The 26,264-nt window shown below is 59.5% G+C and carries 26 protein-coding genes and 1 pseudogene; 10 read left to right on the top strand and 17 right to left on the bottom strand.

The genetic code is table 11. From position 1 onward, the window contains the following. Window positions 1–126, bottom strand: a pseudogene (gcvT, locus tag ABLN94_RS10500) (glycine cleavage system aminomethyltransferase GcvT); the annotation flags it as partial. A 335-nt stretch (window positions 127–461) separates the two neighbouring features. Between gcvT and ABLN94_RS10495 the strand changes: the two are divergent. Genes ABLN94_RS10495 through ABLN94_RS10480 form a run of 4 tightly spaced genes read left to right on the top strand, consistent with a single transcriptional unit; the run spans window position 462 to window position 3,958 of the window. After that, on the top strand, window positions 462–1,112 hold the full coding sequence (locus ABLN94_RS10495; RefSeq protein ID WP_352992164.1) for a histidine phosphatase family protein: 651 nt from the start codon (window positions 462–464) through the stop codon (window positions 1,110–1,112). 15 nt (window positions 1,113–1,127) lie between these two features. Then, window positions 1,128–1,742 carry a glutathione S-transferase family protein gene (locus tag ABLN94_RS10490; RefSeq protein WP_352992163.1) on the top strand — a complete coding sequence of 205 codons (615 nt, stop codon included), beginning with the start codon at window positions 1,128–1,130 and terminating at the stop codon, window positions 1,740–1,742. A gap of 14 nt (window positions 1,743–1,756) precedes the next feature. Further along, a complete protein-coding gene (locus ABLN94_RS10485; RefSeq protein ID WP_352992162.1) occupies window positions 1,757–2,812 on the top strand; it encodes a saccharopine dehydrogenase in 1,056 nt (351 codons plus the stop codon). Between the two features lie 3 nt (window positions 2,813–2,815). Beyond that, window positions 2,816–3,958: a saccharopine dehydrogenase family protein gene (locus ABLN94_RS10480; protein ID WP_352992160.1), complete on the top strand. Its 1,143-nt coding sequence runs from the start codon at window positions 2,816–2,818 to the stop codon at window positions 3,956–3,958. 75 nt (window positions 3,959–4,033) lie between these two features. On the opposite strand, the gene ABLN94_RS10475 is transcribed toward ABLN94_RS10480, so the two are convergent. From ABLN94_RS10475 to ABLN94_RS10455, 5 genes are all read right to left on the bottom strand, one after another. After that, window positions 4,034–4,234: a DUF1127 domain-containing protein gene (locus ABLN94_RS10475; RefSeq protein WP_352992158.1), complete on the bottom strand. Its 201-nt coding sequence runs from the start codon at window positions 4,232–4,234 to the stop codon at window positions 4,034–4,036. 42 nt (window positions 4,235–4,276) lie between these two features. After that, window positions 4,277–4,513: a DUF1127 domain-containing protein gene (locus ABLN94_RS10470; RefSeq protein ID WP_170488409.1), complete on the bottom strand. Its 237-nt coding sequence runs from the start codon at window positions 4,511–4,513 to the stop codon at window positions 4,277–4,279. A 159-nt stretch (window positions 4,514–4,672) separates the two neighbouring features. Then, complete coding sequence (locus tag ABLN94_RS10465; protein WP_352992156.1) at window positions 4,673–5,719, bottom strand: hypothetical protein; 1,047 nt, start codon at window positions 5,717–5,719, stop codon at window positions 4,673–4,675. A 156-nt stretch (window positions 5,720–5,875) separates the two neighbouring features. Next, window positions 5,876–6,193, bottom strand: a complete 318-nt coding sequence (locus ABLN94_RS10460; RefSeq protein WP_170408475.1) for a DUF3775 domain-containing protein — start codon at window positions 6,191–6,193, stop codon at window positions 5,876–5,878. Window positions 6,194–6,280: 87 nt separating this feature from the next. Next, entirely contained in the window at window positions 6,281–7,054 is a 774-nt protein-coding gene (locus ABLN94_RS10455) for a DUF1365 domain-containing protein (RefSeq protein ID WP_352992154.1), read from the bottom strand. Between the two features lie 287 nt (window positions 7,055–7,341). Here ABLN94_RS10455 and ABLN94_RS10450 point away from each other — a divergent pair, with 287 nt between their 5' ends. From ABLN94_RS10450 to ABLN94_RS10440, 3 genes are read left to right on the top strand one after another with little or no spacing between them, the layout of a single operon-like run. Beyond that, a complete protein-coding gene (locus ABLN94_RS10450) occupies window positions 7,342–7,857 on the top strand; it encodes a sigma-70 family RNA polymerase sigma factor (RefSeq protein WP_417750515.1) in 516 nt (171 codons plus the stop codon). Between the two features lie 10 nt (window positions 7,858–7,867). After that, window positions 7,868–8,518 (top strand): ChrR family anti-sigma-E factor, encoded by a 651-nt coding sequence (locus ABLN94_RS10445; protein ID WP_352992150.1) that lies wholly within the window; start codon window positions 7,868–7,870, stop codon window positions 8,516–8,518. A 43-nt stretch (window positions 8,519–8,561) separates the two neighbouring features. Then, window positions 8,562–8,966, top strand: coding sequence for a hypothetical protein (locus tag ABLN94_RS10440; RefSeq protein WP_352992148.1), 405 nt, complete (start codon window positions 8,562–8,564; stop codon window positions 8,964–8,966). Between the two features lie 3 nt (window positions 8,967–8,969). On the opposite strand, the gene ABLN94_RS10435 is transcribed toward ABLN94_RS10440, so the two are convergent. The 6 genes from ABLN94_RS10435 to ABLN94_RS10410 all read right to left on the bottom strand — a co-directional run bounded on the left by ABLN94_RS10435 (window position 8,970) and on the right by ABLN94_RS10410 (window position 16,288). Further along, entirely contained in the window at window positions 8,970–10,199 is a 1,230-nt protein-coding gene (locus ABLN94_RS10435; RefSeq protein ID WP_352992147.1) for a DNA recombination protein RmuC, read from the bottom strand. A gap of 52 nt (window positions 10,200–10,251) precedes the next feature. Then, complete coding sequence (gene mutL / locus ABLN94_RS10430; RefSeq protein WP_352992145.1) at window positions 10,252–12,111, bottom strand: DNA mismatch repair endonuclease MutL; 1,860 nt, start codon at window positions 12,109–12,111, stop codon at window positions 10,252–10,254. Between the two features lie 281 nt (window positions 12,112–12,392). Then, window positions 12,393–13,322, bottom strand: a complete 930-nt coding sequence (locus ABLN94_RS10425; RefSeq protein WP_352992143.1) for a metal ABC transporter permease — start codon at window positions 13,320–13,322, stop codon at window positions 12,393–12,395. Continuing rightward, window positions 13,319–14,524, bottom strand: coding sequence for a metal ABC transporter permease (locus ABLN94_RS10420; protein ID WP_352992141.1), 1,206 nt, complete (start codon window positions 14,522–14,524; stop codon window positions 13,319–13,321). The genes ABLN94_RS10425 and ABLN94_RS10420 overlap by 4 nt, the downstream gene beginning before the upstream one ends. A gap of 3 nt (window positions 14,525–14,527) precedes the next feature. Next, a complete protein-coding gene (locus ABLN94_RS10415; RefSeq protein WP_352992140.1) occupies window positions 14,528–15,331 on the bottom strand; it encodes a metal ABC transporter ATP-binding protein in 804 nt (267 codons plus the stop codon). A gap of 3 nt (window positions 15,332–15,334) precedes the next feature. Further along, window positions 15,335–16,288, bottom strand: coding sequence for a metal ABC transporter solute-binding protein, Zn/Mn family (locus tag ABLN94_RS10410; RefSeq protein ID WP_352992139.1), 954 nt, complete (start codon window positions 16,286–16,288; stop codon window positions 15,335–15,337). Between the two features lie 198 nt (window positions 16,289–16,486). Between ABLN94_RS10410 and deoC the strand changes: the two genes are divergently transcribed. The 3 genes from deoC (at window position 16,487) to ABLN94_RS10395 (ending at window position 20,863) form a co-directional block, all read left to right on the top strand. Next, a complete protein-coding gene (gene deoC, locus ABLN94_RS10405; protein WP_352992137.1) occupies window positions 16,487–17,485 on the top strand; it encodes a deoxyribose-phosphate aldolase in 999 nt (332 codons plus the stop codon). A gap of 11 nt (window positions 17,486–17,496) precedes the next feature. Further along, complete coding sequence (locus tag ABLN94_RS10400; protein ID WP_352992135.1) at window positions 17,497–19,830, top strand: aldehyde dehydrogenase family protein; 2,334 nt, start codon at window positions 17,497–17,499, stop codon at window positions 19,828–19,830. A gap of 217 nt (window positions 19,831–20,047) precedes the next feature. Continuing rightward, on the top strand, window positions 20,048–20,863 hold the full coding sequence (locus ABLN94_RS10395) for an SDR family oxidoreductase (protein WP_352992133.1): 816 nt from the start codon (window positions 20,048–20,050) through the stop codon (window positions 20,861–20,863). Between the two features lie 22 nt (window positions 20,864–20,885). Here the strand turns inward: ABLN94_RS10395 and ABLN94_RS10390 are convergent, their stop codons facing one another. The 5 genes from ABLN94_RS10390 to purH all read right to left on the bottom strand — a co-directional run bounded on the left by ABLN94_RS10390 (window position 20,886) and on the right by purH (window position 26,244). Continuing rightward, window positions 20,886–22,196, bottom strand: a complete 1,311-nt coding sequence (locus tag ABLN94_RS10390) for a M16 family metallopeptidase (RefSeq protein WP_352992131.1) — start codon at window positions 22,194–22,196, stop codon at window positions 20,886–20,888. Then, a complete protein-coding gene (locus tag ABLN94_RS10385) occupies window positions 22,193–23,533 on the bottom strand; it encodes a M16 family metallopeptidase (RefSeq protein ID WP_352992129.1) in 1,341 nt (446 codons plus the stop codon). The genes ABLN94_RS10390 and ABLN94_RS10385 overlap by 4 nt, the downstream gene beginning before the upstream one ends. A gap of 82 nt (window positions 23,534–23,615) precedes the next feature. Next, window positions 23,616–24,134: a DUF3035 domain-containing protein gene (locus tag ABLN94_RS10380; protein ID WP_352992128.1), complete on the bottom strand. Its 519-nt coding sequence runs from the start codon at window positions 24,132–24,134 to the stop codon at window positions 23,616–23,618. Between the two features lie 50 nt (window positions 24,135–24,184). Next, window positions 24,185–24,655 carry a signal peptidase II gene (gene lspA, locus ABLN94_RS10375; RefSeq protein ID WP_352992126.1) on the bottom strand — a complete coding sequence of 157 codons (471 nt, stop codon included), beginning with the start codon at window positions 24,653–24,655 and terminating at the stop codon, window positions 24,185–24,187. After that, on the bottom strand, window positions 24,655–26,244 hold the full coding sequence (gene purH, locus ABLN94_RS10370) for a bifunctional phosphoribosylaminoimidazolecarboxamide formyltransferase/IMP cyclohydrolase (RefSeq protein ID WP_352992124.1): 1,590 nt from the start codon (window positions 26,242–26,244) through the stop codon (window positions 24,655–24,657). Before purH ends, lspA begins: the two co-directional genes overlap by 1 nt. Window positions 26,245–26,264 lie beyond the last annotated feature (20 nt).

Here is a 26,264-nt window from a genome sequence, read left to right as displayed (position 1 = left end):
CTTATGCTCACCCATAATCCCCAGCGGATACTGAACAGGCATCTCCCATCCAGCAAAATCAACCATCTTACCGCCCAACTCAACATGCAACGAATGCAAAGGCGTGCGCTTCGGTGTGGTGCTCATATCCGGGGCCTTTCATGTGCCGTTTTCAATGATCGCCGCGTTGAATTCAATGGCAGCTCTGTCTGAATACCAATCGACACCAAGGTTCCCGGGACGCAGTGTTGAGTCAACAGGAATTGGCGGGTCGCTGGAGTGGACAGTATGCGGCCGCATGCGGCAATTTTGTATCCTATAGGAAACTTTTCTCCGTTAGGCAACATTTGAGCTACAAAAACCCGGATCAGATTGTGAGAGAGTTAATCCCCCAGCGGCGGCCGATTTTTACCCGATGGCCGTCGAACACCTCTGGTCCCTGCGCGAGTCCTGCCCTAAGAATTCGCCCAAGAGGGACCGCAATGTCACATATTACACTGGTTCGTCACGGTCAGGCCAACACTACGGCTCGTGACGAGGAAAGCTATGACCGGCTCAGCGATTTGGGTCATCAGCAGGCGCGCTGGTTGGGGGCACATCTGCAAGACACACGTGCGCATCACCCGCGAGTCTATTGCGGTACGTTGCAGCGGCATGTGGAAACAGCCGCCAGCATGGGTCTCCCGGATCCGATCCGGGACGCGCGATTAAACGAAATCGAGTATTTCAACATTGCGCAGCTTTATGAACAGCAACACGGCGTTACGGTCCCGACGGATCGGGAAGGGTTCGTGGAACACCTGCCCCGCACTTTCGCTGCCTGGGCGCGGGGGGAGATTGCGGACACACCCGAGACCTTCGATGCATTCGAAACCCGCGTCCGCGATGCGCTGCGCGACATCGGGACCGAGGGCGGACCTGCCATCGTTGTGACCTCGGGCGGGCTGATCTCGATGGTGGTGCGACAGGCGATGGGGCTGGACGTCCCGGCAATGGCGCGAGTGGCGCTTGCCATTATGAACACGTCCATGCATCGTCTGCATCCGATTGGCACGCAACTCAGCCCGGTTCTGTTCAACGCCGTTCCGCATCTGGAAGCGCCCGACCGGCAGTTCGCGCAAACCCATCTGTAATCTTTCGGAGGCCCCATGCAGCTTTACTATGCCCCCCGCACCATCTCGGTTGCTGTCGCAATTGCCCTGGAAGAGGCTGGGCTGGAGTATGAGGCAATCAAGCTGGACTTTGCAGATGGAGAACAGACCAAGTCCGCCTACAAGCAGATCAATCCCAAGGGCCGGGTTCCCGCGCTTGTGGTAGACGGCGGCATTCTGACTGAAACCGGCGCGCTGCTGGAGTATATCGCAGCAAAGGCCCCCGATGCCAGGCTGGTGCCTACAGATCCGATCATGGCCGCCCGAATGCGTGAAGTGATGTTCTACCTCGCCTCGACCATGCATGTGAACCATGCGCACAAGCTGCGCGGGCCTCGTTGGGCCGACAAGAAATCCAGCTGGAAAGACATGAAAGACAAGGTTCCCCAGACAATGACTGCGTCTTGCGAGTACATATCGTCGAACGGCCTGCGCGGTCCGTTTGTGCTGGGCGAGGCGTTCTCTCTGGCTGATACCTATCTGTACGTGGTGTGCAGCTGGCTGGAAGGCGACGGCGTTGATGTCTCGGCCTTCCCCAAGATCGTCGCCTTCCGTGAGGCGATAGAGGCTCGGTCTTCGGTTCAGGCGGTACGCGCCGCCAACATGCTTTGACAAAAGGATATACGATGACACATCTCTGGGTCCGGGCAGAACAGCGCCCGAACGAGGAACGGGTCGGGCTGACCCCCGAAGGCGCCGCCGCTTTGATCGCAGCAGGCATCCGCGTGACGGTCGAGGAAAGCTCGGTGCGTGCGATCCCAATTGACGGCTACAAAGACGCAGGCTGCGAGATCGCGCCCGAGAATTCCTGGCCCGGGGCCCCGCTGGATGCGATCATCTTCGGCCTGAAGGAACTGCCCGAGGACGGCACGCCCCTTCCCCATCGCCACATTATGTTCGGCCATGCTTTTAAAGGCCAGCATTCGGGTCGCGCGCTTCTGGAGCGGTTCAAGGCCGGGGGCGGCACACTCTATGATCTGGAGTATCTGGTAGACGAAAACGGTCGCCGGGTTGCAGCCTTTGGCTATTGGGCAGGTTACGCAGGCGCTGCGGTAACGCTCAAGACATGGGCGGCACAGCAGCACGGTGAGGAATGTCCGCCCGTTGGTGTCTATCCCAGCAAAGACGCGCTGAATGCCGAACTGCTAGCCGAACTGGATGCAACCGGAGCCGACCGCCCCCGGGCTATCGTGATCGGTGCTTTGGGCCGCGTTGGCACCGGAGCGGCGGACCTATGCGAAGCTATGGGCGTGACCGTCACCAAATGGGACATGGCAGAAACCGCCAGCGGTGGGCCGTTCCTGGATATCCTCGACCACGACCTGTTCCTGAACTGTATCTTTGCGCGCCCCGGTACTCCGATCTTCGTTCCGCGCGAAGCCCTGACCGCACCGCGCAAACTGACAGCCATCGGCGACGTGGCCTGTGACCCGGACAGCGATTACAATCCGGTGCCGGTCTATGATCACGCCACCACGTGGGAGCACCCTGCCCTGCGCGTGGCCACCGATCCAGTGATGGATGTGATGGCCATCGACAACCTGCCATCGATGCTGCCAGCCGAAAGCTCGGAAGATTACGCAGCGCAATTGCTGCCCTCCCTGCTGACCCTGACCGATCTGGGCAGCGGCGTCTGGGGGCGGGCAGAAGCAACTTACAAAACGCATAGCGAAGGGATCTGAACGATGACGATTCACTGGTGTGGCACCGGCCTGTCGGCCATCCCCGGCCTGCGCCGTCTGATCGAGGGCGGGCATAAGGTCACCGTCTGGAACCGAACCATTGAAAAAGCCAAAGCCGAGGTCGGAGACCTGACCGACGACATCCGCGCCTTCGACATAGACGCTCTGGGCGCGGTGCTGGAGAAGGGCGACGTGATCGTCTCGATGCTGCCGGGCGACTGGCACGTGCCGTTGGCGGAGCTGGCTATCTCGAAAGAGGCCAATTTCGTCTCGTCCTCCTACATTGCCCCCGAGATGCGCGCGCTGGACGACAAGGCGCGCGAGGCCGGTGTCGCGCTGGTCAACGAGGTGGGTCTGGACCCGGGTATTGATCACCTGATGGCCCATGCTTTGGTGGCCGACTACCGCGCTTCGGACGCTTTTGATGCTCAGAACCACCTGAGCTTCATCTCTTATTGCGGCGGCATCCCCAAGAACCCGAACCTGTTCCGCTACAAGTTCAGCTGGTCGCCTCTGGGCGTACTCAAGGCGCTGCGCTCACCGTCAAAGTCGATCCGCGATTATGCCCCGCTGAACGTTGCCCGCCCATGGGACGCAATCAGCAGCTATATCGCGCCCTTGCCAACACCCGAAAGCTTCGAGGTCTACCCCAACCGCGACTCGATTCCCTTTATGGCCGAGTACCAGTTCGAAAAGCACTGGCCAGTCAAGGAGTTCGTCCGCGGCACCCTGCGCCTGAACGGCTGGGCCGATGCCTGGTCGGACGTGTTCACCGAGATCGAGACCTTGTCTGGTCCCGAAGGCGACGCCCGCCTGAAAGAGATGTCGGATCAGTTCTGGGAAGAAAACGCCTATGACGAGGGCGAGCCGGACCGCGTGGTTCTGTGTGTCGGGTTGAAGGCGGAAAAAGACGGCATTCCGGTCTGGCACAAGACCTATGTGATGGACGCCTGGGGCGACGCGCGCGGCACAGCCATGGCGCGGCTGGTCTCAATCCCGGTGTCGCTGGCGGTTGAGGCGGTCCTGAACCGCGCCATCCCGGCCGGTGTTCACGCAGCCCCCAGCGATCCGAAGCTGGTACAGGGGTGGATGGCACAGATCGACACGCTGGCCCAACATCTTCAAGTGGTCGACCACATAGCCTGAAAAAGAAAAAGCCATTCCGGATATTGGAATGGCTTTTTTCGGGGTCCGAGTTCGCTTTGGTCGCGTTTTCGTCTTTCAGATGTAGCGTTCGATCGTTTGGTCGATATCGCTGCGATTGATGCCAAGATCGGCCAGTTCCTGATCAGACAAGCGACTCAGCTCCTGCGCCGCGCGAACAATGCTTGATCTGATTGCATGCAATCGCATTGCCCGATCAAAGAGCAAGACGCTACTGGCTTTGACTGGCGTCTTTCGGGGCGAGTTTGAGTCAAACATTTTCTCCTCCACACTTCTGCCGCGCCCGTGGCGGCATATAAATCAGTGAACTGGGCGCTTGTAGGGCTGCTTGTGATAGACGCTCTGGTAGGCGCGCTGTTTGATCTCGTCGCGCGGAACTCCGATATCAGCCAACTGCTTGTCACTGAGATTTTCCAGTTCGCGCACGGTCTTGGCGTAGATCCCACGACGAAAATGTTCGACCCGTGCTTCGGCGTAATTCGAGAACATACCGAAGAAGAGCCCCTTCTGCGGGGTAACTGTTTGTGCGTAACCCATGACTTTCTCCTTTATCTCTGAGTTGCGTGTGTCGTTGCAAAACAGACTAAAGGTGTCAGGATTAATGAATCCGGTGGGTCGGATTAACTTCGGTTAATTTTGCCCACATCGAGCGCTAAACGACCGTTGTGCGTAACACCCGAAACCCAGATGCGCTGTTCACTTTGCCAGATCCGCGTTTAGCACGTATTGGATCAGGAACAGCGTCGCCGGGTCTGCCTCTGACCGGAGCAACACATCTTGAAGCGGAGTGTTCAGAGCATCCGTTCCCCAAGCTTTAACGGCGAGGGCAATCCAACCTGCCATGGCTGTGTCAATCTCAAGTGACCGCCTGTAGATTTTCAGGATCTGCTCCTGCAATTCTGGCCACGTGGTACCGCCTTCGGCCAGAACCTGAATCAGTTTCTGCCTGTCCTCGGCTGGCCGACTGCGCGATACCAGTACTTCACCCAACAATTCGACGGCTTCAGCCCCATCCACTTCTATACCTGCGAGCGCCCAATCCGTCAGATTGGCGCTGCCGGATCGCAGCGCTGAGCGATATCGGCTTCGCACCAACGCCTTTGCCTCGGGGTCTGATTGCAACCCCATCAGGCGTATGACGGCTGGTGCATAGGCCAGACGCTGCACTGTCCTCAGTTCCTGCAATAAGTACGTGGTTGGCACAACATGCTGCACTTGCCGCACAGTCGCGTAAGGCGCCCGGTGAATTTCGACTAGAGCGGCATTCCGCAGCAGCCGATCTTCGTTAGTCAGGTATCGACTAAAAAACGCAACTCGATCGGGGTCACCGGTTTCCCCAATACTCCAGTTTTTTTCCTGAGCACGCACCGTGTCGAGAAAATCAGCCCGCTCTGGCGTCATCAGAAAACCTTTGGACCAGGCGTTAAAGACACTGCGCCCCGCTTTGTCCTGGAACCCACCACCGTAGATCATCAAAACGGTTTTGCTCGGATCGGTTCGGAAAGCGGTTCGAGTAACGCTGTCGATAAGGAAAGGAATCTCAGGTAGGGACGCCAGCTGCTTGGGCGTTCCTTTCAACAACGAGACCGGGGTGTATCTGAAAGGACTGTCAGGCGACGGCGCGGCCAACACGACCACGTGTGCCGACAGGACGCGGTCGGCAAGTGAGTATTCGGGCAACGTGACACAGACAGAGCAGGCGGCCGAAATGCGAGGAACCGCAACGGTGGCAGCAACAATCAATATTCCTCCGAGAAAATGCCAAACGCGCCGCATATACCCCTCTGGCGACCACACCAAGACAGGGCCGCATCCATTTGCTCTGCTCAGAATACCTCAAAGATACAAATCAGGCGACCGGTCCTGTGGCCGCCGCAATCTGGTTGCTTGGCGGTAAATCTACATCAGATCGTTTTCAACATCCTCGGCCGAAATTCCCAACGCATCCAGTCCGTTCTCCAGATGGTCAGAAAGGTGAGGCGTGCCGATAAGGTAATCGGCGCATGGGGTCGAAGCCTCGGACTTGGCGGTTGCGATGGCTTCGGCCAGATCCTCGGCAAAGAAACTCTCGCGCCCGATCCACATGACAGCGACCAACTCGGCCTGCTCGTCTTCGCCCATCCGGTCGATAAAGGCACGCAGTTCGCCCTCTGCGCGGTCCAGTTCGCGCCCCATCATTGCGACCTGAGCGATCTTCCTTGCCGAGATTTCCAACATTACCCAACTCCTCGTGTTCGCGGTTTCCATCCTAGCACAACCACTACACGAGGACTGAGTCTTTGATCTTACGCAAACAAGGCAGCCTCAGGGCTCGCGGGCGCGGGAAACCGGTTGCTCGGGAACGGGGGCGGAGCGAAACGGGCGGAACCGGGCCTTTTTTACCCGCAGTTTCAAGGCTTGCCACAGGATCAGGAAAAACGCCCGACGCGCGCCAAAAGGCCGGCGCATCAACGACCAAAGAATAGTGCGGTTGGTCAGAGGCGCCCGGGGGCCGGTCAGCGTCGCGATCAAACCGCCGTTCTCACGCCCGTAGTCGATCCAGACTCCCACCCGGTCACAGCGATAGTCGAACCGGAAGGTATAAGACCCCTCGATTTTCTGAAACGGCGAGACGTGCATCAGTTTATCGGCCAAGATTCGGTCCGAAGGCCGGATCGGCGCGAACTCAGCGTTATGGCACAGATAACTGTGGCGCGTACCATAGGTATTTGTGACCTCGGCCACCACTGCATACAGCTGACTTTTCGTATCGAAGCAAAACCAGAAACTGACCGGGTTGAAGACATGGCCCAGCACGCGCGGTTGGGTCAGCAGCGTGATTCTGTCCGGCTGCGCTACACCCATCTGTTCGAACTGGTCGCGCAGCCAAGCTGCGCCGCGCCCCTGTCCCGGCACCCCGCCATGATCGCGGTCCCGCCAGTTGGTGATATTGGGCCGGTTCACGGAAAACAGCGCAGGTGTATTAATCGAACCTTCCGGGTCCAGCAGAATGTAGTCGACGGAATAACGAAAAGAGTTCTGAATCACCCCTTTCCGCCCGTGAAACGTATGGCCTGCTACGTGGTCGACCTTATTCAATCCGCGTTCCCCAACTTGCCCGCAAACTGTTCAGACGGCGTTCTTTTTTCCATCTGCGTGTATCATTTACTACGATAGTTAGCCCAATTCGGATCAAAAACACCCACGAAAGTGATCCGCCTTGGGCCAACCCGCGTAATGTGGTTATGTTTACCGAGATCGATACCGTGACCTTGGATGAACCGGCGGCCGACAGGCCTGCACTGAAACCTTGGCGCGAGAAGAAACGCATCAGGGGCAAGCCGGTGAACAAAGCGAACGGCAGTTGCGAAACCAGAACTGAGTGGGTGAGCCACGTCAAACGCATTCGGGACGCGCAGGATCAGGCGGCCTTTGCCGAGCTGTTTCAGCATTTCGCGCCGCGGATTAAGGCGTTCCTGATCAAGTCGGGATCGGACGCCACCACGGCCGAGGAGTGCGCGCAAGAGGTCATGGCGACTTTGTGGCATAAGGCGCATCTGTTCGATCCGGCCCGAGCGACCGTGGCCACCTGGGTGTTCACTATCGCAAGGAACAAACGCATCGACGTCCTGCGAAAACAACGCCGACCCGAACCCGAGGACTTAGGATGGGGTCCCGAGGCGGAACCGGATCAGGACGACGTGTTGGCGCTGCAACAGGAAACCGCGCAGCTGCGTGACGCCATGGCGGCGTTGCCCGAAGCGCAAAGAGAACTGATTGAGAAGGCCTATTTTGGCGACCTGAGCCACCGCGAGATTGCCTCGCAGACTGGATTGCCACTGGGAACGATCAAATCACGCATACGGCTGGCGCTGGACCGCTTGCGCCACGCGATGAACTGAGATGATAACGATGAGCAACGAAATCAAACATCACCTGACAGATGACCTGCTGATGGCCTATGCCGCAGGTACCCTGCCCGAGGCGTTCGACCTGATGGTCGCAACGCATTTGTCCCTGTGCGACCATTGCCGCGCCCGGGCGGAGAGTTTCGACGCTGTTGGAGGCTGTGTTCTGCAGGATCAGGATGCTACTGCCAGCATGAGTGAAGACGCTTTGGCCGCAACGATGGCGCTGATTGCAAAGGGCGCGCCGATTGCCAAACCACCTCGTCCCAGTTGTTCGGTGCTTCCTGCACCCTTGCAGGACTATGTGGGCGGAGATGTAAACGACATCAAATGGCGGCCTATTGGCATGGGGGTGAAACAAGCAATCCTGCCGACGACACGCGAGGCGACTGCTCGTCTGCTGTTTATCCCAGCTGGTGCCGCCGTGCCCGACCATAGCCACAACGGCATAGAACTGACGATGGTTCTGCAGGGTGCGTTCTCGGATGAGGTCGATCGCTTTGCTCGTGGCGATGTCGAAATCGCAGACGAAGACCTGCATCACACGCCGACAGCCGATATTTCAGAGGATTGCATCTGTCTGGCCGTGACTGATGCACCGCTGAAGTTCAACAAGCTGATGCCACGTCTGTTCCAGCCGTTCCTGCGCATCTGAGATTCCGCGCTTCAAAGCCCTAGCAATCCGTTGGGAGTAAACTATGAAAACGCATTTCATACTGACTGCTTTTTTAGCCACCCTGGCGGGCGCCGCATGGGCGCAACGCGCGGCCGAAGTTAAATTCGAACCCGGCAATTTCGGTACCATGGTCAATGGCACAATCACCGGAGATGAATACTTCGATTACACTCTGGGTGCGCAGGCTGGTCAGGAAATGTTTGCCGAGCTTCAAGTCAGCGATACCAATGGAAATGGCGTGATCTATTTCAACATCCTGCCGCCGGGAAGCGATGGCGTTGCGATCTACAATGGGTCGATAAATGGTAACACAGCCCGGATCGACCTGCCCGAGGATGGTGATTACACGATCCGCGTCTATCTGATGGGCAATGACCGGGATACCGGAAAAACGGTCGGCTACAATCTGGATCTGTCGATCCAGTAGCGCCTAACCCTCGGTCTTGCCCAAGGGCACGACGTTGGTGTGATCGTCCGGGGCCAATTCCTCGAAATCGAAATTGTCCAATCGCTGCGCCCGGCGTCCGGCCTTTTCGGCGCTGATCTTGATTTCCGAGATATCCTTCGCTGCCTGACCGAAATGACGATCCAGGTTGGAAACACGGTCGCCCAGCCGCTCAACATCCTTGTGCAGCATGCCCAGTTCTTTACGGATTGCACCGGCCTGCTCGCGCATCCGGGCATCTTTCAGGATTGCTCGCATCGTGTTCAGCGTTGCCATGCAGGTGGTGGGCGAGACGATCCAAACACGTTTCGAAAAGCTTTCCTGCACCAGTTCGGGAAACTTGGCATGCAACTCGGCATAGACAGCCTCGGACGGCAGAAACATCAGCGCGCCATCGGCGGTTTCGCCATCCAGAATGTACTTCTCGGCGATATCGGTGATGTGCTTGCGCACCGTGCTGCGAAACATCTGAACCGCCGCCTTAAGTTCCGCGTCGTTGGTCGAGCCGATCAGCGCCTCATAGGCCTCCAACGGGAACTTACTGTCGATCACGATCGGCCCCGGAGGGTTCGGCAAGTTGATCAGACAGTCCGCTCGCCGCCCGTTCGACAAAGTGGCCTGCAACCGGAAACTGTCCGAGGGCAGCGCCTTCGAGACGATATCGTTCAGCTGAATCTCGCCAAACGCACCGCGTGTTTGTTTGTTCGACAGGATATCCTGCAGCGACAGCACATCGCCCGACAGTTTGGTGATATTGTCCTGCGCTTTGTCGATGGCGGCCAGACGTTCCTGCAACTGAGTCAGCGAGGTCGCGGTTTGCTTGGACGAGCCATGCAACGATTCCTTCATCCGCTCCTGCATCTCGGCCAAAGCACGGGCGGATTTCATGGCGTTATCCGCCAGCCGGTCATTCATCTGCTGCTGCACCGAGGACAGGCGCGATTCAACCGTCTGGATCACCTGCACCTGCGCATTGGCCTGCGTGTCCGAGACATGCTGCAACCCGCCACGCAACTGTTCCTGCCCCTGCCCCAACTGCTGCACATGCTGGCCCAGATGCGCCATCTGCCGCGCCAGAGGTTCCGCCATCCTGGCCGAGCGGTTGGCCGCCCGCAACAACAGGAACAGCAGCAACAGGATCAGCGCCACCACCCCGCCCACGGTCAGAATAACGGGGTCGTTCAGCGCATATTGGGTACCGGCAATCTCGATCATGTCACCTCAGATGTTCTTGTTTTATTCCTCATAGCCCGGCAGGGCCACAGGATCAACTGCGTCCGAACAGACGTTCGATATCGCTCAGCTTCAACTCGACATAAGTGGGCCGCCCGTGGTTGCACTGGCCGGAATGGGGTGTCGCTTCCATCTCGCGCAGCAGGGCGTTCATTTCCTCGGCCCGCATCCGGCGGCCCGAGCGGACAGAGCCATGGCAGGCCACCCGGCTGAGGATCGCCTCGATCCGCGCTTGTACCGTTTGGCTTTCGCCCTGATCAGCCAGTTCGTCGAGGATATCTAGGATCATTGCACGAGCGTCGACCTCGCCCAGAATGGCAGGTGTTTCGCGTACGGCGATGGCTCCACCACCAAAGGGTTCAAGGGTCAGGCCAAGGCGCGACAGGTCGTCAGCCACCGCCATCAGACGCGCGCAGTCACCTTCTGAAAGTTCAACGATTTCAGGGATCAACAGCGCCTGCGCGGCCACGCCATTCTCGGCCATTTGGGTCTTGAGTTTCTCATAAACCAGCCGCTCATGCGCTGCGTGCTGATCGACAATAACCATGCCATCGGTGGTTTGGGCGATGATGTAATTCTCATGCACCTGCCCGCGTGCAGCCCCCAAGGGCAGATCTTGCGGTGTCGGTTCTTCGACCGCAACCGAAGCTGCCGGAACCGGGTCCACGAAGCTGCCGCTGTAATCACGGGACAGCTCGGCAAACCCTGGCGCCTGCGCCTGAAAAGCAGCCTGACGCGCCGCCGGCGAGGGCCGGTCCATCTGATACACCCGCACAGGCGCGGGTTGGGTCGGTTCGGGTCGCATCGCGCCCAGAGTTGCATTGGCCACGGTGGTCGAGGCCCGATGCCCTGCCTCGGCCAATGCGTGCCGCAGGGCCGAGATAATCAACCCCCGGGCCACACCGGGATCTCGGAACCGGACTTCGGATTTGGCCGGGTGCACATTCACATCGACCAGCGTGGGGTCACAGTCGATGAACAAAGCCGCCGCCGGATGCCGGTCGCGGCTGAGGAAGTCGAAATAGGCAGCACGCAACGCACCGGTCAGCATCTTGTCCCGCACAGGGCGGCCATTGACGAATAGATACTGGGCGACCGCAGCTCCTCTGGAATAGGTCGGCAGCGCGGCGTAACCATAAAGCCTAATACCCTCGCGCGATGCGTCGATCTGCAACGCATTCTCGGCAAACTCGCGCCCGATCACACGGGCCAGACGGGCATACAGCGCGTCGAACAAATTACCGTTTTCGCGGTCGGCCCGGAAGGTCACGCGGCCCTCGCCGCCACCTGAGACATCGCGCAGAGTGAAGGTGATGGCGGGCTCGGCCATGGCGAGGCGCTTGACGGTGTCGGTGATCGCCTGTGCCTCGGCCCGGTCGGTACGCATGAATTTCAGCCGCGCGGGTGTGGCAAAGAACAGATCGCGCAACTCCACCACTGTACCCGCGCGCAGGGCAGCTGGTTTTACTGCCTCCATCTTACCGCCCGCCACGTGTATCTGTGCAGCATCCGCTCCCGGAACCCGACTTGTGATGGCCAGCCGACCGACGGCCCCCAGCGACGGCAATGCCTCACCCCGGAAACCAAAGGTATGGATGTTCAACAGGTCCGAGCCATCGATCTTCGACGTTGCATGACGTGACAACGCCAGCGGCAAATCTTCTGCCGAAATTCCGCAGCCATCGTCGGTAACGCGAATCAAGGTTTTGCCGCCATCGGCAATGTCGATGGCAACCCGGGTCGCCCCGGCGTCGATTGCATTCTCGACCAGTTCTTTGACTGCCGAGGCTGGACGCTCCACCACTTCACCCGCCGCAATACGGTTGATGGCAGCATCGTCGAGCTGCCGGATCACGGGGCGGTTTTCGCTGATATTGGGGTTCGCCTGTGCCATACCACCAGACCTAGCACAGGCGCGCACGATTCTGCCACTGCTTAGGTTTCTCTATTTTTAAGGAGGGGGCGTTCGAACAATCTCGCGGCGCCGATGTTAACACAAGGCGAACTTGAGCGAGATTGTCCGAACGATCCGAAGTGAGTGGTGGTCATTCAGATTTTAATAGCGGGGGACCTAACACGAAAAACGGGATCGTGGTGATTAACTCTGCCGGTGCTTAAATTCTGGGCAATTTTCAGCCGACGACCCGCGTGTAGCAGCAGCGGGATTACGCTGTATCAAGCGGTGCTGGGCGCTCCAACTCGGGTGCGGCACGGCCCCCACAGCGCAGCACCTGCCAGTATCAGACCGGACATGGTCGCAATCATCCCTGCTGCGCTGACGGCGTCCGATCCCCCCAGCCAAAGCGGCCCATAGCCCGCCAGAACATAACCCGAGGTCGCTGACAGGACGGCAAAGACGACGCTCCAGGTGATCTGGGTTTCCAGTCGATTGGTCATCATACGGGCTGCCGCCGGAGGGCAGATGAACATGGCGATCACGATGATCGATCCCACCGCGTCAAAAGCAGCCACGGCAGAGATCGCTGCGACGATTACCAAAGCCAAACCCAGCGCGCCGGTGCGAATGCCTATGGTACGGGCAAATCCCTCATCAAAGGTAGAAATTTTCAGCGGACGCCAGAACAGCCAGATGAACAGGATCACACCTACCAGTGTCAGCGCAATACGCGGCAGTTCCGGCGGCAGGCCGGCCAAAGCCGTTAGGTCCATCAGCGACGACCACCCCACGGCGTCCAACCAGATCAGACTTTCCAGGTTGCCGTAAAGCGCATGTTCCACGTCCAGATGCACGGTCGAAGTATCAGTCTGTTCCAGAAGCAGCACACCGCCCGCGAACATGGTGGTGAACACCACGCCCATCGCGGCCCCCGGTTCGATTTGACCCAGCCGCCGGATAGCTTCGATCATCACCACCGCCACAATGGAGGCACCTGCCGCACCCAGCATCATCGGCCATGTCGAGATCGCTCCTGTCACCAGAAAGGCCACCACAATACCGGGCAGCACCACGTGGCTTATCGCATCCCCGATGAGGGCCTGTTTGCGCAGCACCAGAAAATTTCCGGGCAACGCGCAGGCAATCGCCGCAAAGGTGCCGATCAGCAAAGGCGTCAGGGACAGGGGAACAAATTCTTCACCACTCATGAAGGCACTCCCTGCGGGCCACCGATCTGGCGGTCAATCTCTGCGATCTGGTCGCGTGTCAGAACGGTCTCGATATCACGCAACCCGTCATAGAGCGCCGCCGTCGCCTCATGTGCCTGATCGGCGCGGACGACCTCCCACCGCTTTTCATCACGCAGGGCTTTGGCGGCGCGGGCTTTGCCAGCCTCGGTGGCGACGCCATCGGCGCGGGCCAGCCCGGCACGTTTCAGCAGGCGCAGGGTCAGCGGTTCATAGATTTTCTGATCCTGTGCCAGCGCCAGCAGACCCTGACGGATATGTACCCGGCGCTGGAACTTCAGATGTTGCAGCACCGCAGCCAGAACGCCCCGGACGGGCGCAAACAGAAGAGACAGGGCAAAGAAACCGAAGCTGACCAGAACGATGATCGGACCGGTCGGCAGATTCGGTGCCGAGGCCGACAGCGCCGCCCCCAGATACCCGGCCAGACCTCCCGACAGACCGGCCAGCAGCACCACCCGGTCCGAACGTTCAGTCCAGAACCGGGCGGTCACCGGCGGAATGATCAGCAGCGCCACGATCAGGATAAGTCCGACGATTTTCAGGCCGACCACGGTGACGGCCATTACCAGCCCCATCATGGCAAGGTCTACGCGATGCACCGGCAGCCCTCGTGCCGCTGCGTATTCAGGGTCAAAGGCGACCATGGTCATCGGGCGGCGGATGATCATCACCAAGGCCAACGTCGCCGCCCCTCCGATCGCGATAATCAGCGCATCGGCCCATAGCATCCCGGCAGTCGAGCCCAGCAGGAACCCTTCCAGCCCGGCCTGACGCCCGACACCCATCGTTTGTATTACCGTCAAAAGGACGATGCCTAAACCGAAGAAGACGGAGAGAACTGCACCAATGGCGGCGTCTTCGGCCAGTCGCGTGCGGCGCGTCAGCCAGTTCATGCACAAAAGGCCAATCCAGGCCGAGATGGCAGATCCAGCCAGCAGGCCGATAAGGTTGCGCCCGTCGCCCCCAAAGGCGACCAGCACCATAAAGGCGAGACACACGCCCGGCAGCGTTGCGTGACTGATCGCATCGCTGACCAGCGCGCGTTTGCGTAGAAACAGAAAAGTGCCAGTAACTCCGGCCGAAATCCCCAACAAGGTCGCACCAATGGCAACCAGCGTGGCGTTATAGCCCAGCTGCAGGGTCAGTGCGTCCCAAAGCATGCTTTACCCCAGCGCGCGTGAAATCTGGTCGATCTGGGCGGTGGCCAAACGGCCTCCATAGGCCGATTGCAGGGTTTCGGCTGTGAAGGCCTCTGCCACCGGACCTTCAGCCACTTTGCGGGTGTTAATCAGGAAGACATGGTCAAAATAGTCGGTGACGGTGGCCAGATCGTGATGCACGACAACGACGGTCTTGCCTGCCTCTTTCAATGACTTCAGCACGGCGATGATAGCTTTTTCCGTTGCCGCGTCGACACCTGCAAAGGGCTCGTCCAGCAAGTAAAGGTCCGCTTCCTGTGCCAGAGCGCGGGCCAGAAAGACCCGTTGCTGCTGACCGCCCGATAGCTGGCCAATCTGACGCTTTGCAAAATCGCGCATGCCGACACGGTTCAGGCAATCCATCGCGCGCGACATGTGCCGCGCACGAATACGTCCCAGCAAGCCCAATTGCCGGGACAGGCCCATAAGGACTACGTCAATCACGCGGGTCGGGAAATCCCAGTCGACGCTGGCGCGCTGCGGCACATAAGCGATGCGGGCGCGTTGTTGTTCCAGCGGTTTACCACAAACAGTGACTTGCCCAGATAGTGGCGACACGACCCCCAATGCGGCCTTGAGCAGGGTCGATTTGCCCGCCCCGTTCGGGCCTATAATGGCTGTCATCGCGCCGGGCTGCACGGTCATATCTACCGAGAACACCGCAGGCTTCTGCCCGTAGGAGACGGTCAGGCCGCGAATGGCCAGAGGGCTGTTTTCCAAGCTCTGCTCGGAAATTGCTACTCCCTGATCAGCGGCCAGTTCCAACATCCCTCAAAACCCCGCAGACAATTTACCGTTCATGCCGCGATCCGGGACATCCGCACCCAGCGCGCCGGCAATGACGGTTATGTTGTGATCCAGCATGCCGATATAGGTGCCCTCATAGGTGCCCGGTTCGCCCATGGCGTCGGAATAAAGTTCTCCTCCGACACCTACATCATGACCTTTGGCCGCAGCCCCTTCGATCAATGCGCGCATCGACCGGTCGGATACCGAACTTTCCACGAACACCGCTTTCAACTGCTTGTCGACCAGCGCATCCACCAGTTCTCCGATACGGTTCAATCCGGCCTCGGACTGGGTCGAGATGCCCTGGATGCCCATTACCTCATAGCCATACTCGGCGCCGAAATAGCCAAACGCATCATGCGCCGTGACCAAAACTCGATTGTTTTCAGGCACAGCAACCAGTGCTTGTTTGGCATAAGCTTCCAACTGGTTGATTTCAGCCAGATGCGTTTGCGCGTTGGCGGCAAAGATGTCGGCCGCCTCGGGGCGCGCTTCGGTCAATGCCTCTTGCACTTCGACAACCACATCGCGCCAAAGGGCGGGACTCATCCATACATGCGGGTCATATTTGTCTGCATAGTCGTCATGGGCGCGCAATTTGGATGTATCTACCCCTTCGGCCACGGCCACAACCGGGCGCTTGCGCTCGAGGTCATGAAAGAAGTCTTCCATCTGCGCCTCAAGATACAGGCCGTGCCACAGGATCAGATCTGCGCGTGTCATCGCCACAATATCACTGCGGGTCTGACGATAGGCATGCGGGTCGACGCCGGGACCCATCAGGCCCTTGACCTCAACCTGATCACCGCCAACCTGACGCGCTGCATCGGCAATCATGCCCGTGGTGGCGACCACTTTGAGCGGCGCTTCGGCCAAGGCCGTCAGTGGCAGAGCAGCGGCAAATGCCAGTGCTGCAAGAAAGCTGCGACGAATCATGTCTGACCCCGATCTGATGACTAATTCCGAATGAATATGCGAACCATTCGCAAGTAAGTCAATGCTATTGAGAATTATTCGCAAGAAAACGCCTAATTTGTCCATTTGGTCAAAAAATAACCCCTGCATCCCGCGCTATGCCTTCCAATTGCCCGCCACCCGTGCGAATTTGGCGCAAACCTCCCAAAGGATGTGAAGATGGATACGCAGAGCTCAGAAAGCCCCGTGCGCACAGCGCATCTGCCGCAAGTGACCGAGCCCAGAAACCCCGGCATGGATCTGGATCTGGACTGGGTGCGCGCCGTGCAAGCCAACACCTCGGCCATCGAGCGCCGCGCCGCGACCCTGCCAGGTCGGCGGTCGGTGAAAAAAGACTATCAGGCCGCGTGGCTGCTGAAGGCGATCACCATGATCGACCTGACCACCCTGTCGGGTGATGACACTATCGGCCGTGTGCGCCGTCTGTGCGCCAAAGCGCGCCAACCGGTTGCGTCGTCCGTTCTGCAGGCGTTGGACATGCCACCGATCACCACCGGGGCCGTCTGCGTCTACCACGACATGATCGAAACCGCCGTTGAGGCGCTGAAGGGTACCGGTATTCCGGTCGCCGCAGTATCCACCGGATTTCCGGCAGGCCTGTCGCCTTTTCACCTGCGCGCGGCAGAGATCGAAGAAAGCGTGAAGGCCGGAGCCGAAGAAATCGACATCGTGATCTCGCGCCGTCATGTGCTGTCGGGCGATTGGCAGGCGCTGTATGATGAGATGAAAGCCTTCCGCGTCGCCTGTGGCGATGCGCATGTCAAAGCCATCCTCGCCACCGGAGAGCTGGGCAGCCTGCGCAACGTCGCCCGCGCTTCTCTGGTCTGCATGATGGCCGGAGCAGATTTCATCAAGACCTCAACCGGTAAGGAAAGCGTCAACGCCACACTGCCCGTGTCACTGGTGATGATCCGCGCGATCCGCGACTACTATGACCGCACAGGGTATCGCGTCGGGTACAAGCCTGCTGGTGGCATCTCAAAAGCCAAGGACGCGTTGGTCTACCTGTCGCTGATCAAGGACGAACTGGGCGACCGCTGGCTGGAACCAGACCTATTTCGCTTTGGCGCATCGTCGTTGCTGGGCGATATTGAACGGCAGTTGGAACACTATGTCACCGGGTCCTACTCGGCTGGCTACCGTCACTCCATGGGCTGAGGACAAGAACAATGACAGTCAAAGAGATTTTCGAAACCATGGATTACGGCCCTGCCCCCGAAAGCGCTGCCGAGGCTCTGGCCTGGCTGGTCGATCAGGGCGATAAGTTCGGTCACTATATCGACGGTGCTTTCACCAAGCCCGGCAAGGGCTTTGAAAGCCGCAACCCAGCGACCGGAGAGGTGCTGGCCAAGCTGACCCAGGCCAAGCAGGCTGACGTGGATGCCGCCGTTGCAGCAGCCCGAAAGGCGCAGCCGAAATGGGAGAAATTGGGTGGCGCAGGCCGCGCACGGTACCTCTATGCCATTGCGCGCCTGCTGCAGAAGCATTCCCGCCTGTTTGCAGTGCTGGAAAGCCTCGACAACGGCAAGCCGATCCGTGAATCGCGCGACATCGACATCCCGCTGGTGCAGCGTCACTTCTATTACCACGCGGGTATGGCACAGCTGATGGAAAGCGAGCTGCCAGACGCTGAGGCGTTGGGTGTTTGCGGTCAGATCATCCCGTGGAACTTCCCGCTGCTGATGCTGGCGTGGAAAATCGCGCCTGCGATCGCGATGGGCAACACGGTGGTTCTGAAACCGGCCGAGTACACCTCGCTGACCGCGCTGCTGTTTGCTGACATCTGTTCGCAGGCCGGGCTGCCGAAGGGCGTGGTCAACATCGTCACCGGAGACGGTGCTGTGGGTGAGATGATCGTGTCCTCGGACGTCGACAAAATCGCCTTTACCGGCTCGACCGTCGTTGGCCGCCGAATCCGTGAGGCAACCGCCGGTTCGGGCAAAGAACTGACCTTGGAGCTGGGTGGTAAGTCCGCCTACGTCGTGTTCGACGATGCCGATATCGACAGCGCCATCGAAGGTCTGGTCGACGCGATCTGGTTCAATCAGGGTCAGGTCTGCTGTGCGGGCTCCCGCCTGCTGGTGCAGGAGGGCATCGCGGATCGGTTCCATGAGAAACTGCGTGCTCGGATGGACGGCTTGCGCATTGGCGATCCGCTGGACAAATGCATCGACGTGGGTGCGGTGGTGGACCCGGTTCAGTTGCAGACCATCAAAGGGATGGTCGAGAGCAACACGGTGGGTCACGTGCATCAGGCCGCGTGTGAACTGCCAGAAAACGGCTGCTATTACCCGCCAACGCTGATCTCAGGCCTCGAAACATCCGACCCGCTGATGCAGGAGGAAATCTTCGGCCCGGTTCTTGTCTCCTCGACCTTCCGCACCCCGGCTGAAGCGGTCGAGCTGGCCAACAACACCCGCTATGGGCTGGCCGCGACGGTCTGGACCGAGAATGTGAACCTCGCGCTGGATATCGCGCCCAAGCTGGTTGCGGGCGTGGTCTGGGTGAATGCCACTAACCTGTTCGATGCTGCTGCCGGGTTTGGCGGCGTACGGGAAAGCGGCTTTGGCCGCGAAGGCGGATGGGAAGGGCTGACGGCCTACACCAAACCCAAAGGCAAGGCCAAACCTCTGGCGAAGGTCGAGGCGACCATGGGCGAAGGCGCTCCAGTCGATCCGATCGACCGCACCGCCAAGATGTATGTCGGCGGCAAGCAGGCGCGGCCCGATAGTGGGTATTCGAAACCCGTCTGGGGCAAGTCCGGCCTGTTGGGCCACGTGGGACTGGCGAACCGCAAGGACGTGCGTAACGCGGTTGAGGCTGCGGCGGGCGCGAAAGGCTGGTCCAAAACCACCAGCCATCTGCGAGCACAGATCCTTTACTATATCGGGGAGAACCTCTCAGCCCGAGCGGGTGAATTCGCCGTCCGTATCGACGCCATGACCGGCAAGAAAGACGGCGCGAAAGAGGTCGAAGCCTCGATCCAGCGCCTGTTCACTGCCGCCGCCTGGGCCGACAAATATGACGGTCAAGTGCATGGCGTTCCGATCCGGGGCGTTGCCATCGCGATGAAAGAGCCGGTTGGTGTCATCGGTGCGCTCTGCGCGGATGAGGCACCGCTGCTGGGTCTGGTTTCAGCCATGGCCCCGGCGATTGCGATGGGCAACCGAGTGGTGCTGACGGCCTCCGAGCCCTATCCGCTGGCGGCGACGGATTTCTACCAGATCCTCGAAACCTCGGACGTGCCCGCGGGCGTGGTCAACATCCTGACTGGTAGCCATGCGGAACTGGCGAAACCGCTGGCCTCGCATCTGAACGTGGACGCGGTCTGGTCTTTCTCGTCCACCGACCTGTCGAAAGAGATCGAGGTCGTCTCGGCCGGGAACCTCAAACGGACCTGGGTGAATAACGCGACGGCATTTGACTGGGGCGTGGACCATTCGGGCCGCTTCCTGCAGGCTGCGACCGAAGTGAAAAACATCTGGGTGCCCTACGGCGAGTAGGGCTCCCGCATCACGGGAGCAGCCACTTTGGTTCTACCTACTGACAAAACGACTAAGACTACCGTTGTTCGCCTTGTGATTTGGTGCACGGCTGGTGCTTTGGCTTGTTTGGCCTTCCTGCTCGCAAACGTCGAAAACATCGTTATCCCAATGGTCGAAGAGATGCGTGGCAAGCTGAGTCAGGGAAACGTGGCTGATCACAACTAGGGAGAAACACATGGACTTCGCAGGACAAACCGTCATCGTCATTGGCGGAACCAGCGGTATCAATCGCGGCATTGCCGAGGCCTTTGCGGCCTCGGGTGCCAAACTGGCCGTTGCCAGCCGGTCGCAAGAGAAGGTGGATGATACCATCGCCGCGCTAAAAAACCTCGGCGCAGCCGAAGTGATTGGCGCAGCGTTTGACGTGCGCGACGCGCAAGCCGTGGCCGACGGCCTCAAGGAGTTCCATGAAGCTTTGGGTGATTTCGATGTTCTGGTCTCGGGCGCGGCGGGCAATTTCCCGGCACTAACGGCAGAGATGTCCGTCAACGCATTCAAGACAGTGGTAGATATCGACCTGATGGGCACTGTCCACGTGATGAAAGGGACCTACCCCTATCTGAAACGCCCAGGTGCCAGCATCATCAACATCTCTGCACCGCAGGCGTTTCTGCCCTATGAAGGGCAGGCACATGTCTGTGCCGCCAAGGCGGGTGTCGACCAGATCACCCGAACGCTGTCGATGGAATGGGGCGTTGAGGGCATTCGCGTGAACTCGGTCGTGCCGGGTTTCATCGAAGGCACCGAAGGCGCACGGCGTTTAGCACCGACGGAAAACGCCCATGAAGAACTGCGCCGTGATGTGCCACTAGGCCGCTGGGGCACCACACAGGATGTGGCCAATGCCTGCCTGTTCCTCAGCTCCGATATGGCCAGCTATATCAGCGGCACGGTTCTGTCCGTGGATGGCGCGCTCTATCAGCGCGGGTCCGGCAAGTTCGGGCAGATGATGGGGCAGATGCTGCGTAGCGCGGCGGGAAAAAAGGGCTGAGCACCCGCTCAGCCCCGTTTCGTCAGTTTGTGGTTTCCAACCCTTCGGGTTTGCCAACGACGGTAAAGTGCAGGTTTTCAGGGTCCAGCAATTCGCTGGCCACGCGGTTGACCTCATCCAAGGTCACCGCGTTCACCTTGTCATTGCGGGTGGCGATATAGTCGATGGGCAGATCCTCCATCTGCATGCCCACCATGATACCGGCGATCCGGCCATTGCCGTCAAACCGCAGCGGGTAGGCTCCGGTCAGATAGGTCTTGGCATCGTCCAGTTCCTTCTGCGTCACGCCCTCTGCCGCAGCACGAGCCCATTCCTCGCGGATTACCTCAACCGTTTCAGCAATGCGATCATTGGCCGAGGACACTGACCCCAAGTAGACCGACGCCAAATCCTTGGGCACCAGATAGGTTGCCACTCCATAAGTCAGGCCGCGTTTTTCACGCACTTCCTGCATCAGACGACTCTCGAACCCGCCACCGCCAAGGATGTGGTTCAGGATAAATGCGGCAAAGAAATCGGGATCGTCACGGTCGATACCAGCATGGCCGAACAGGGCCACGGATTGTGGCGTGTCAAATTCGACCACGCTGATACCGCCGGGGATGTTCACGTCGGCTCGATCCGGAATGAGTTTGCCGGTTTCAGGCAGGTCGGCCAGCAACTGGTCCAGCAACGCACCGAGTTCCTCGGCCGTAATATCACCCACGGCACCGACATAAAGCCGGTCCTTGGCGAACACATTGTCATAGGCAGTGACCACATCATCACGCGTCAGCGCGCTGACACTTTCGATCGTACCCTTGCCTTCGGTGCCATAGGGGTGATCGCCATAAGCCATCTTAGCGAAGTTGCGTCCGGCGATGTCGTTGGGGTCGGTCTGGTCCGACCGAAGACCAGACACAATCTGCGCCTTCACCCGCTCGACAGCGTCCTCGTCGAACCGAGGCTCGTGGATCGTTGTGCGCAGCAGGTCGATCACATCGTCGCGGTTTTCCGTCAGGAACTGGGCCGAGACAGTCACCGAGTCGTCCGACGCATCATAGCGAAACGATGCCGCCAGAGATTCAAGTTCGCGCGCATAGGTCCGGGCGTCCATATCACCTGCGCCTTCTTCGATAAGGCCGCTCATCAGATAGACAGCCCCGCGCTTGCCAGGCTCGTCCAGCGTGGTACCGCCACGAAAGCGCAGCTCCAACGCGGTGAAGGGGATCGAGTGGTCCTCGACCAGCCAGGCGGTGATACCACCGGGCGAGGTGACCTCTTCTATCTCGATCTCGGCCCAGGCGGGCAGCGCGAAAACGACGGCGATCAGGGTTGCGAAGATGCGTTTCATTGCGTCACCTCATCGTCTTTCATCAGCCAGCCGGTCACGGATGCTTCAGGTTGCAGAACCTCACGGGCAGCAGCGATGATTTCCTCGCCCGTCACAGCCTGCAGGATATCGGGCCAAGCCTGCACATCCTCGACCGTCAGACCGCTGGTCAGGGCGCGGCCGTAGCGGTTGCCAATCCCGTCTACATTGTCACGCGCATAGGTTTGCGCGGCACGAAGTTGCATCTTGATCCGGTCCAGGTCTTCCTCGTTCACACCCTCGGCAATGAAATCGGCAACGGCCTGATCCATTGCGTCCTCGGCCTCTTGCAGGGACACACCCTGTGCTGGAACGACCAGCAGATCAAAGGTTGTATCGTCCAAAGAGACACCGCGGTAGAACGCCCCAGCGTAAACGACCATTTGCTGCTCGAACTGTAGCTTTTCGTTCAAGTAAGATGTGGTGCTGCCACCCAGCAAATCGGCCAGCAGAAACAAGGCCGCAGCTTTTTCCTGCTCGCCCGGATCGCGTTCGGGCGCCAGATAGCTGCGCTGGACATAGGGCTGCGACACACGTGCGTCTTTATAGGTGAGTCGACGTTCGGCGGTCTGCGGTGGTTCTTGCGAACGCACCCGTTCGGGCAGGTCCGGATTGGCTGGGATGACACCGTAGTACTGTTCGGCCAGCGCCTTGACCGCGTCAGGTTCGACATCGCCGGTGACAACCAGAATTGCGTTATTAGGCGCGTAATGGGTTTGGTAGAAGGACAACGCGTCGTCCATGTCCAGCGTCTCCATCTCATGCCGCCAACCGATAATGGGCACGCCGTAGCGATGGTTGAGGTACTGCGCCGCGCTCATCTGCTCACCAAACAGGGCCCTCGGGCTGTTTTCCGTGCGCTGGTTGCGTTCTTCAAGAATTACGTCGCGCTCGGTGACGATATCATCTTCAGACAGGCGGATGTTGCGCATCCGGTCCGCCTCCATCCGCATCATCAGTTCCAGGCGGTCGGCAGCGACACGCTGAAAATAGGCGGTGTAGTCGTACGAGGTGAATGCATTGTCGTTGCCGCCATTGGCCGCGACAGTGGCAGAAAACTCGCCGGGCGCCAGTGTATCAGTGCCTTTGAACAGCAGATGTTCCAGGAAATGCGCCACGCCGGATGATCCGACAGGTTCATCCGCCGATCCGGCGCGGTACCAAACCATGTGCTGCACGACCGGGGCGCGGTGGTCCTCGATCACGACGACGTCCATTCCGTTGTCCAGCGTAAAGGTTGTGACCGCCTCATGCCCTTCTTTGGCCATCAAAGGGGTGGCAGCGAACAGGGCGGCAGACAGTGCCAAGGCCCGAACCATGGGGCATCCTCCGTTTCATTTGATGGTGTTCAAACTACGGTGGTATGACGCAGGTTCAAGGCCGATGACGGAAAGTTAAGATTTATTCATTTCCCGGAGGCGCAGATGGTGTTTCAAACCCCGCACGCCGCGCCGCTTGGTTCTGAGCCTCCGCATCCAGCGCCTGACGCTGATAGACCTGTTCATACCGGTCGACCTTGAACAGGCGCAACCTTGTCCAACGGCCCTGCTTTTTGCGGAATTCGGCATCCTCGGTGTCGACAACCTGCCGCGTATTGGCTGGTACGCCATAGCGACTGGACGCCGTTACCAGCGCTGCTTCTGACGAGGGAATGGCGGTGTTTGCGTTCAGTGCAGCCTCACTGCCGCCCAGTGCCACCACAGCATCCGCCTTGGGGTTCGGATCGGTCAGGTTCCCACCGCCCGGCGTTGGTGCAGGCAGGAAGGAATAGTCCTTCGGCTGCGTCAGCGGCTTGACCGGCATGACCGAAAACTCATCCGGGCCGTCCCCTGGTGCCTCAAGGTGACGCAGACCGATATCCGAGCATCCGGCAACACCAAAGGCCAATGTCACAGCAAGTATGGAACGCGGCAGCCGCATCAAAGTCTCCAGCCAGTTTCAGGCGCTTTTATCGCATATCACCCGGCGCGTCACGAGGCCTTTTTGCCGTCGAACAACACAAGTCCGATAGCACCGGCAAAGATGAAGACATCGGCCAGATTGAACACGAATGGGTTGTTGATGCCGCAGCAGGACATGTTGAGGAAGTCCAGAACATAGCCGTACAAAACACGGTCCACCACATTGCCAAGCGCACCACCGATCAGCAGCCCGCCGCAGAACAGCATCAGCTTCGACGGCGTCGTGCGCATCAGCCAGATCAGGACGCCAACCGAGATTGCCAGTGACACGCCAATCAGAATCCAGCGGGCCGCTTCGGTATTGCCCTGAAGCAAGCCGAAATTGATGCCCCGGTTCTCGCCGTATTTGAAAACCAGCAGAGGCGGCAGGACGTCGATATTGCCCTCGGCCACGCGCATAACGTGGACGACCAGATACTTGCTGATCTGGTCGATCAAAAACGCGGCCAGCGCGGCCCAGAGCAAAAGGCGAGAGCGCATCAGTGGCGGAAGTGACGCATGCCGGTGAAGACCATGGCGAGACCTGCCTCATCTGCCGCCGCGATCACCTCGTCATCGCGCATCGAACCGCCGGGCTGGATCACACAAGTGGCACCGGCCTCTGCTGCCTCCATCAGTCCGTCTGGGAAAGGGAAGAACGCATCGGACGCCACGGCTGAGCCCATGGTCAGCGGTTGCGGCAAGCCCAGCGCGTCGGCCATGCGTTCGGCTTTCTTGGCTGCGATCAGGGCCGAATCCACACGGCTCATCTGGCCCGCGCCCACCCCGACGGTGGCGCCGTCTTTGACATAAACGATAGCGTTGGACTTGACGTGCTTCGCCACTTTCCAGGCAAACAGAAGGTCGCGCATCTGCTCATCGGTTGGGGCCTTCTTGGTGACCACTTTCAGATCATCCATGCCGACAAAGCCGTTGTCCTTATCCTGTACCAGCAAGCCACCGGCCACCTGACGCACGGTTTTGCCACCTGCGGTCACATCCGGCAGGCCTTCGGTCGTCAACAGACGCAGGTTTTTCTTGGCCGCGAAGATGGCCTTGGCCTCATCAGATGCGCCGGGGGCAATCACAACCTCGGTGAAGATACCGGTGATTTCCTGCGCGGTTTCGGCGTCGAGCGGCTGGTTCAACGCGACGATTCCGCCAAAGGCCGAGGTACGGTCGCAGTCAAACGCCGACTTATAAGCGTCCAGCAAGGTCGCGCCTGTGGCCACGCCGCAGGGGTTGGCGTGCTTGATGATCGCACAGGCCGCGCCTTGCGCCGGATCAAATTCGGCCACCAATTCAAAGGCCGCATCTGTGTCGTTGATGTTGTTGTAGCTCAGTTCCTTGCCCTGATGCTGTACAGCGGTCGCAACGCCGGGGCGGTTGGTGCCATCAGTATAGAACACAGCCTGCTGGTGGCTGTTCTCGCCATAGCGCAGGGTCTGTTTCAGCTCACCGGCAAAGGCGCGGCGGCGCGGAGCCTCGGCGGCCAGAGCGTCCGCCATCCAGTTCGACACGGCGGCGTCATAAGCGGCGGTGCGTGCATAAGCAGTCTGCGCCAGGTTCTGACGGAATGCGTAAGAGGTCTGACCATCATTCGCCGCCAGTTCCGAAAGCAGCGCGTCGTAATCCTCGACATCCACCACCACGTTGACGAAAGCGTGGTTTTTCGAGGCCGCGCGGATCATCGCTGGACCACCGATATCGATGTTTTCGATGCAGGTGTCGTAATCCGCGCCTTTCGCCACGGTGGCCTCAAACGGGTAGAGGTTCACCACCAGCAGGTCGATCGCGCCGATTCCGTGTTCGTTCATCGCGGCCACGTGGCTGTCATTGTCGCGCAGGGCCAGCAGGCCGCCATGCACCATCGGATGCAGGGTTTTCACACGGCCATCCATCATTTCGGGGAAACCGGTGATCTCACTGACATCCTTCACCTCAAGCCCTGCATCACGCAGCGCTTTGGCAGTGCCGCCGGTCGACAACAGTTCGACCCCGCGCTCGGCCAGCGCCTTTCCCAGCTCGATCAGTCCGGTCTTGTCGGAAACGGAAAGCAACGCGCGGCGCACGGGGTGAAGGTCGGTCATGGGTCCAAAGGTCCTTTTGG

The sequence above is a fragment of the Ruegeria sp. SCP11 genome (genome assembly GCF_040329455.1).
Taxonomy (GTDB): Bacteria; Pseudomonadota; Alphaproteobacteria; order Rhodobacterales; family Rhodobacteraceae; genus Ruegeria; species Ruegeria atlantica_E.
Note: the sequence above shows the minus strand (reverse complement) of the source record. Positions and strands in the feature narration are given on the sequence as shown.

Coding starts and splice junctions, on each gene's coding strand:
- ABLN94_RS10415 (WP_352992140.1), bottom strand. CDS start 15,331: ATGTTGGAACTGGCCGCTGATCAGGGAGTAGCAATTTCCGAGCAGAGC.
- deoC (WP_352992137.1), top strand. CDS start 16,487: ATGGATACGCAGAGCTCAGAAAGCCCCGTGCGCACAGCGCATCTGCCG.
- ABLN94_RS10490 (WP_352992163.1), top strand. CDS start 1,128: ATGCAGCTTTACTATGCCCCCCGCACCATCTCGGTTGCTGTCGCAATT.
- mutL (WP_352992145.1), bottom strand. CDS start 12,111: ATGGCACAGGCGAACCCCAATATCAGCGAAAACCGCCCCGTGATCCGG.
- ABLN94_RS10470 (WP_170488409.1), bottom strand. CDS start 4,513: ATGGGTTACGCACAAACAGTTACCCCGCAGAAGGGGCTCTTCTTCGGT.
- ABLN94_RS10480 (WP_352992160.1), top strand. CDS start 2,816: ATGACGATTCACTGGTGTGGCACCGGCCTGTCGGCCATCCCCGGCCTG.
- purH (WP_352992124.1), bottom strand. CDS start 26,244: ATGACCGACCTTCACCCCGTGCGCCGCGCGTTGCTTTCCGTTTCCGAC.
- ABLN94_RS10395 (WP_352992133.1), top strand. CDS start 20,048: ATGGACTTCGCAGGACAAACCGTCATCGTCATTGGCGGAACCAGCGGT.
- ABLN94_RS10420 (WP_352992141.1), bottom strand. CDS start 14,524: ATGCTTTGGGACGCACTGACCCTGCAGCTGGGCTATAACGCCACGCTG.
- ABLN94_RS10440 (WP_352992148.1), top strand. CDS start 8,562: ATGAAAACGCATTTCATACTGACTGCTTTTTTAGCCACCCTGGCGGGC.
- ABLN94_RS10410 (WP_352992139.1), bottom strand. CDS start 16,288: ATGATTCGTCGCAGCTTTCTTGCAGCACTGGCATTTGCCGCTGCTCTG.
- ABLN94_RS10445 (WP_352992150.1), top strand. CDS start 7,868: ATGAGCAACGAAATCAAACATCACCTGACAGATGACCTGCTGATGGCC.
- ABLN94_RS10400 (WP_352992135.1), top strand. CDS start 17,497: ATGACAGTCAAAGAGATTTTCGAAACCATGGATTACGGCCCTGCCCCC.
- ABLN94_RS10390 (WP_352992131.1), bottom strand. CDS start 22,196: ATGAAACGCATCTTCGCAACCCTGATCGCCGTCGTTTTCGCGCTGCCC.
- ABLN94_RS10495 (WP_352992164.1), top strand. CDS start 462: ATGTCACATATTACACTGGTTCGTCACGGTCAGGCCAACACTACGGCT.
- ABLN94_RS10425 (WP_352992143.1), bottom strand. CDS start 13,322: ATGAGTGGTGAAGAATTTGTTCCCCTGTCCCTGACGCCTTTGCTGATC.
- ABLN94_RS10435 (WP_352992147.1), bottom strand. CDS start 10,199: ATGATCGAGATTGCCGGTACCCAATATGCGCTGAACGACCCCGTTATT.
- lspA (WP_352992126.1), bottom strand. CDS start 24,655: ATGCGCTCTCGCCTTTTGCTCTGGGCCGCGCTGGCCGCGTTTTTGATC.
- ABLN94_RS10385 (WP_352992129.1), bottom strand. CDS start 23,533: ATGGTTCGGGCCTTGGCACTGTCTGCCGCCCTGTTCGCTGCCACCCCT.
- ABLN94_RS10380 (WP_352992128.1), bottom strand. CDS start 24,134: ATGCGGCTGCCGCGTTCCATACTTGCTGTGACATTGGCCTTTGGTGTT.
- ABLN94_RS10460 (WP_170408475.1), bottom strand. CDS start 6,193: ATGTTGGAAATCTCGGCAAGGAAGATCGCTCAGGTCGCAATGATGGGG.
- ABLN94_RS10485 (WP_352992162.1), top strand. CDS start 1,757: ATGACACATCTCTGGGTCCGGGCAGAACAGCGCCCGAACGAGGAACGG.
- ABLN94_RS10475 (WP_352992158.1), bottom strand. CDS start 4,234: ATGTTTGACTCAAACTCGCCCCGAAAGACGCCAGTCAAAGCCAGTAGC.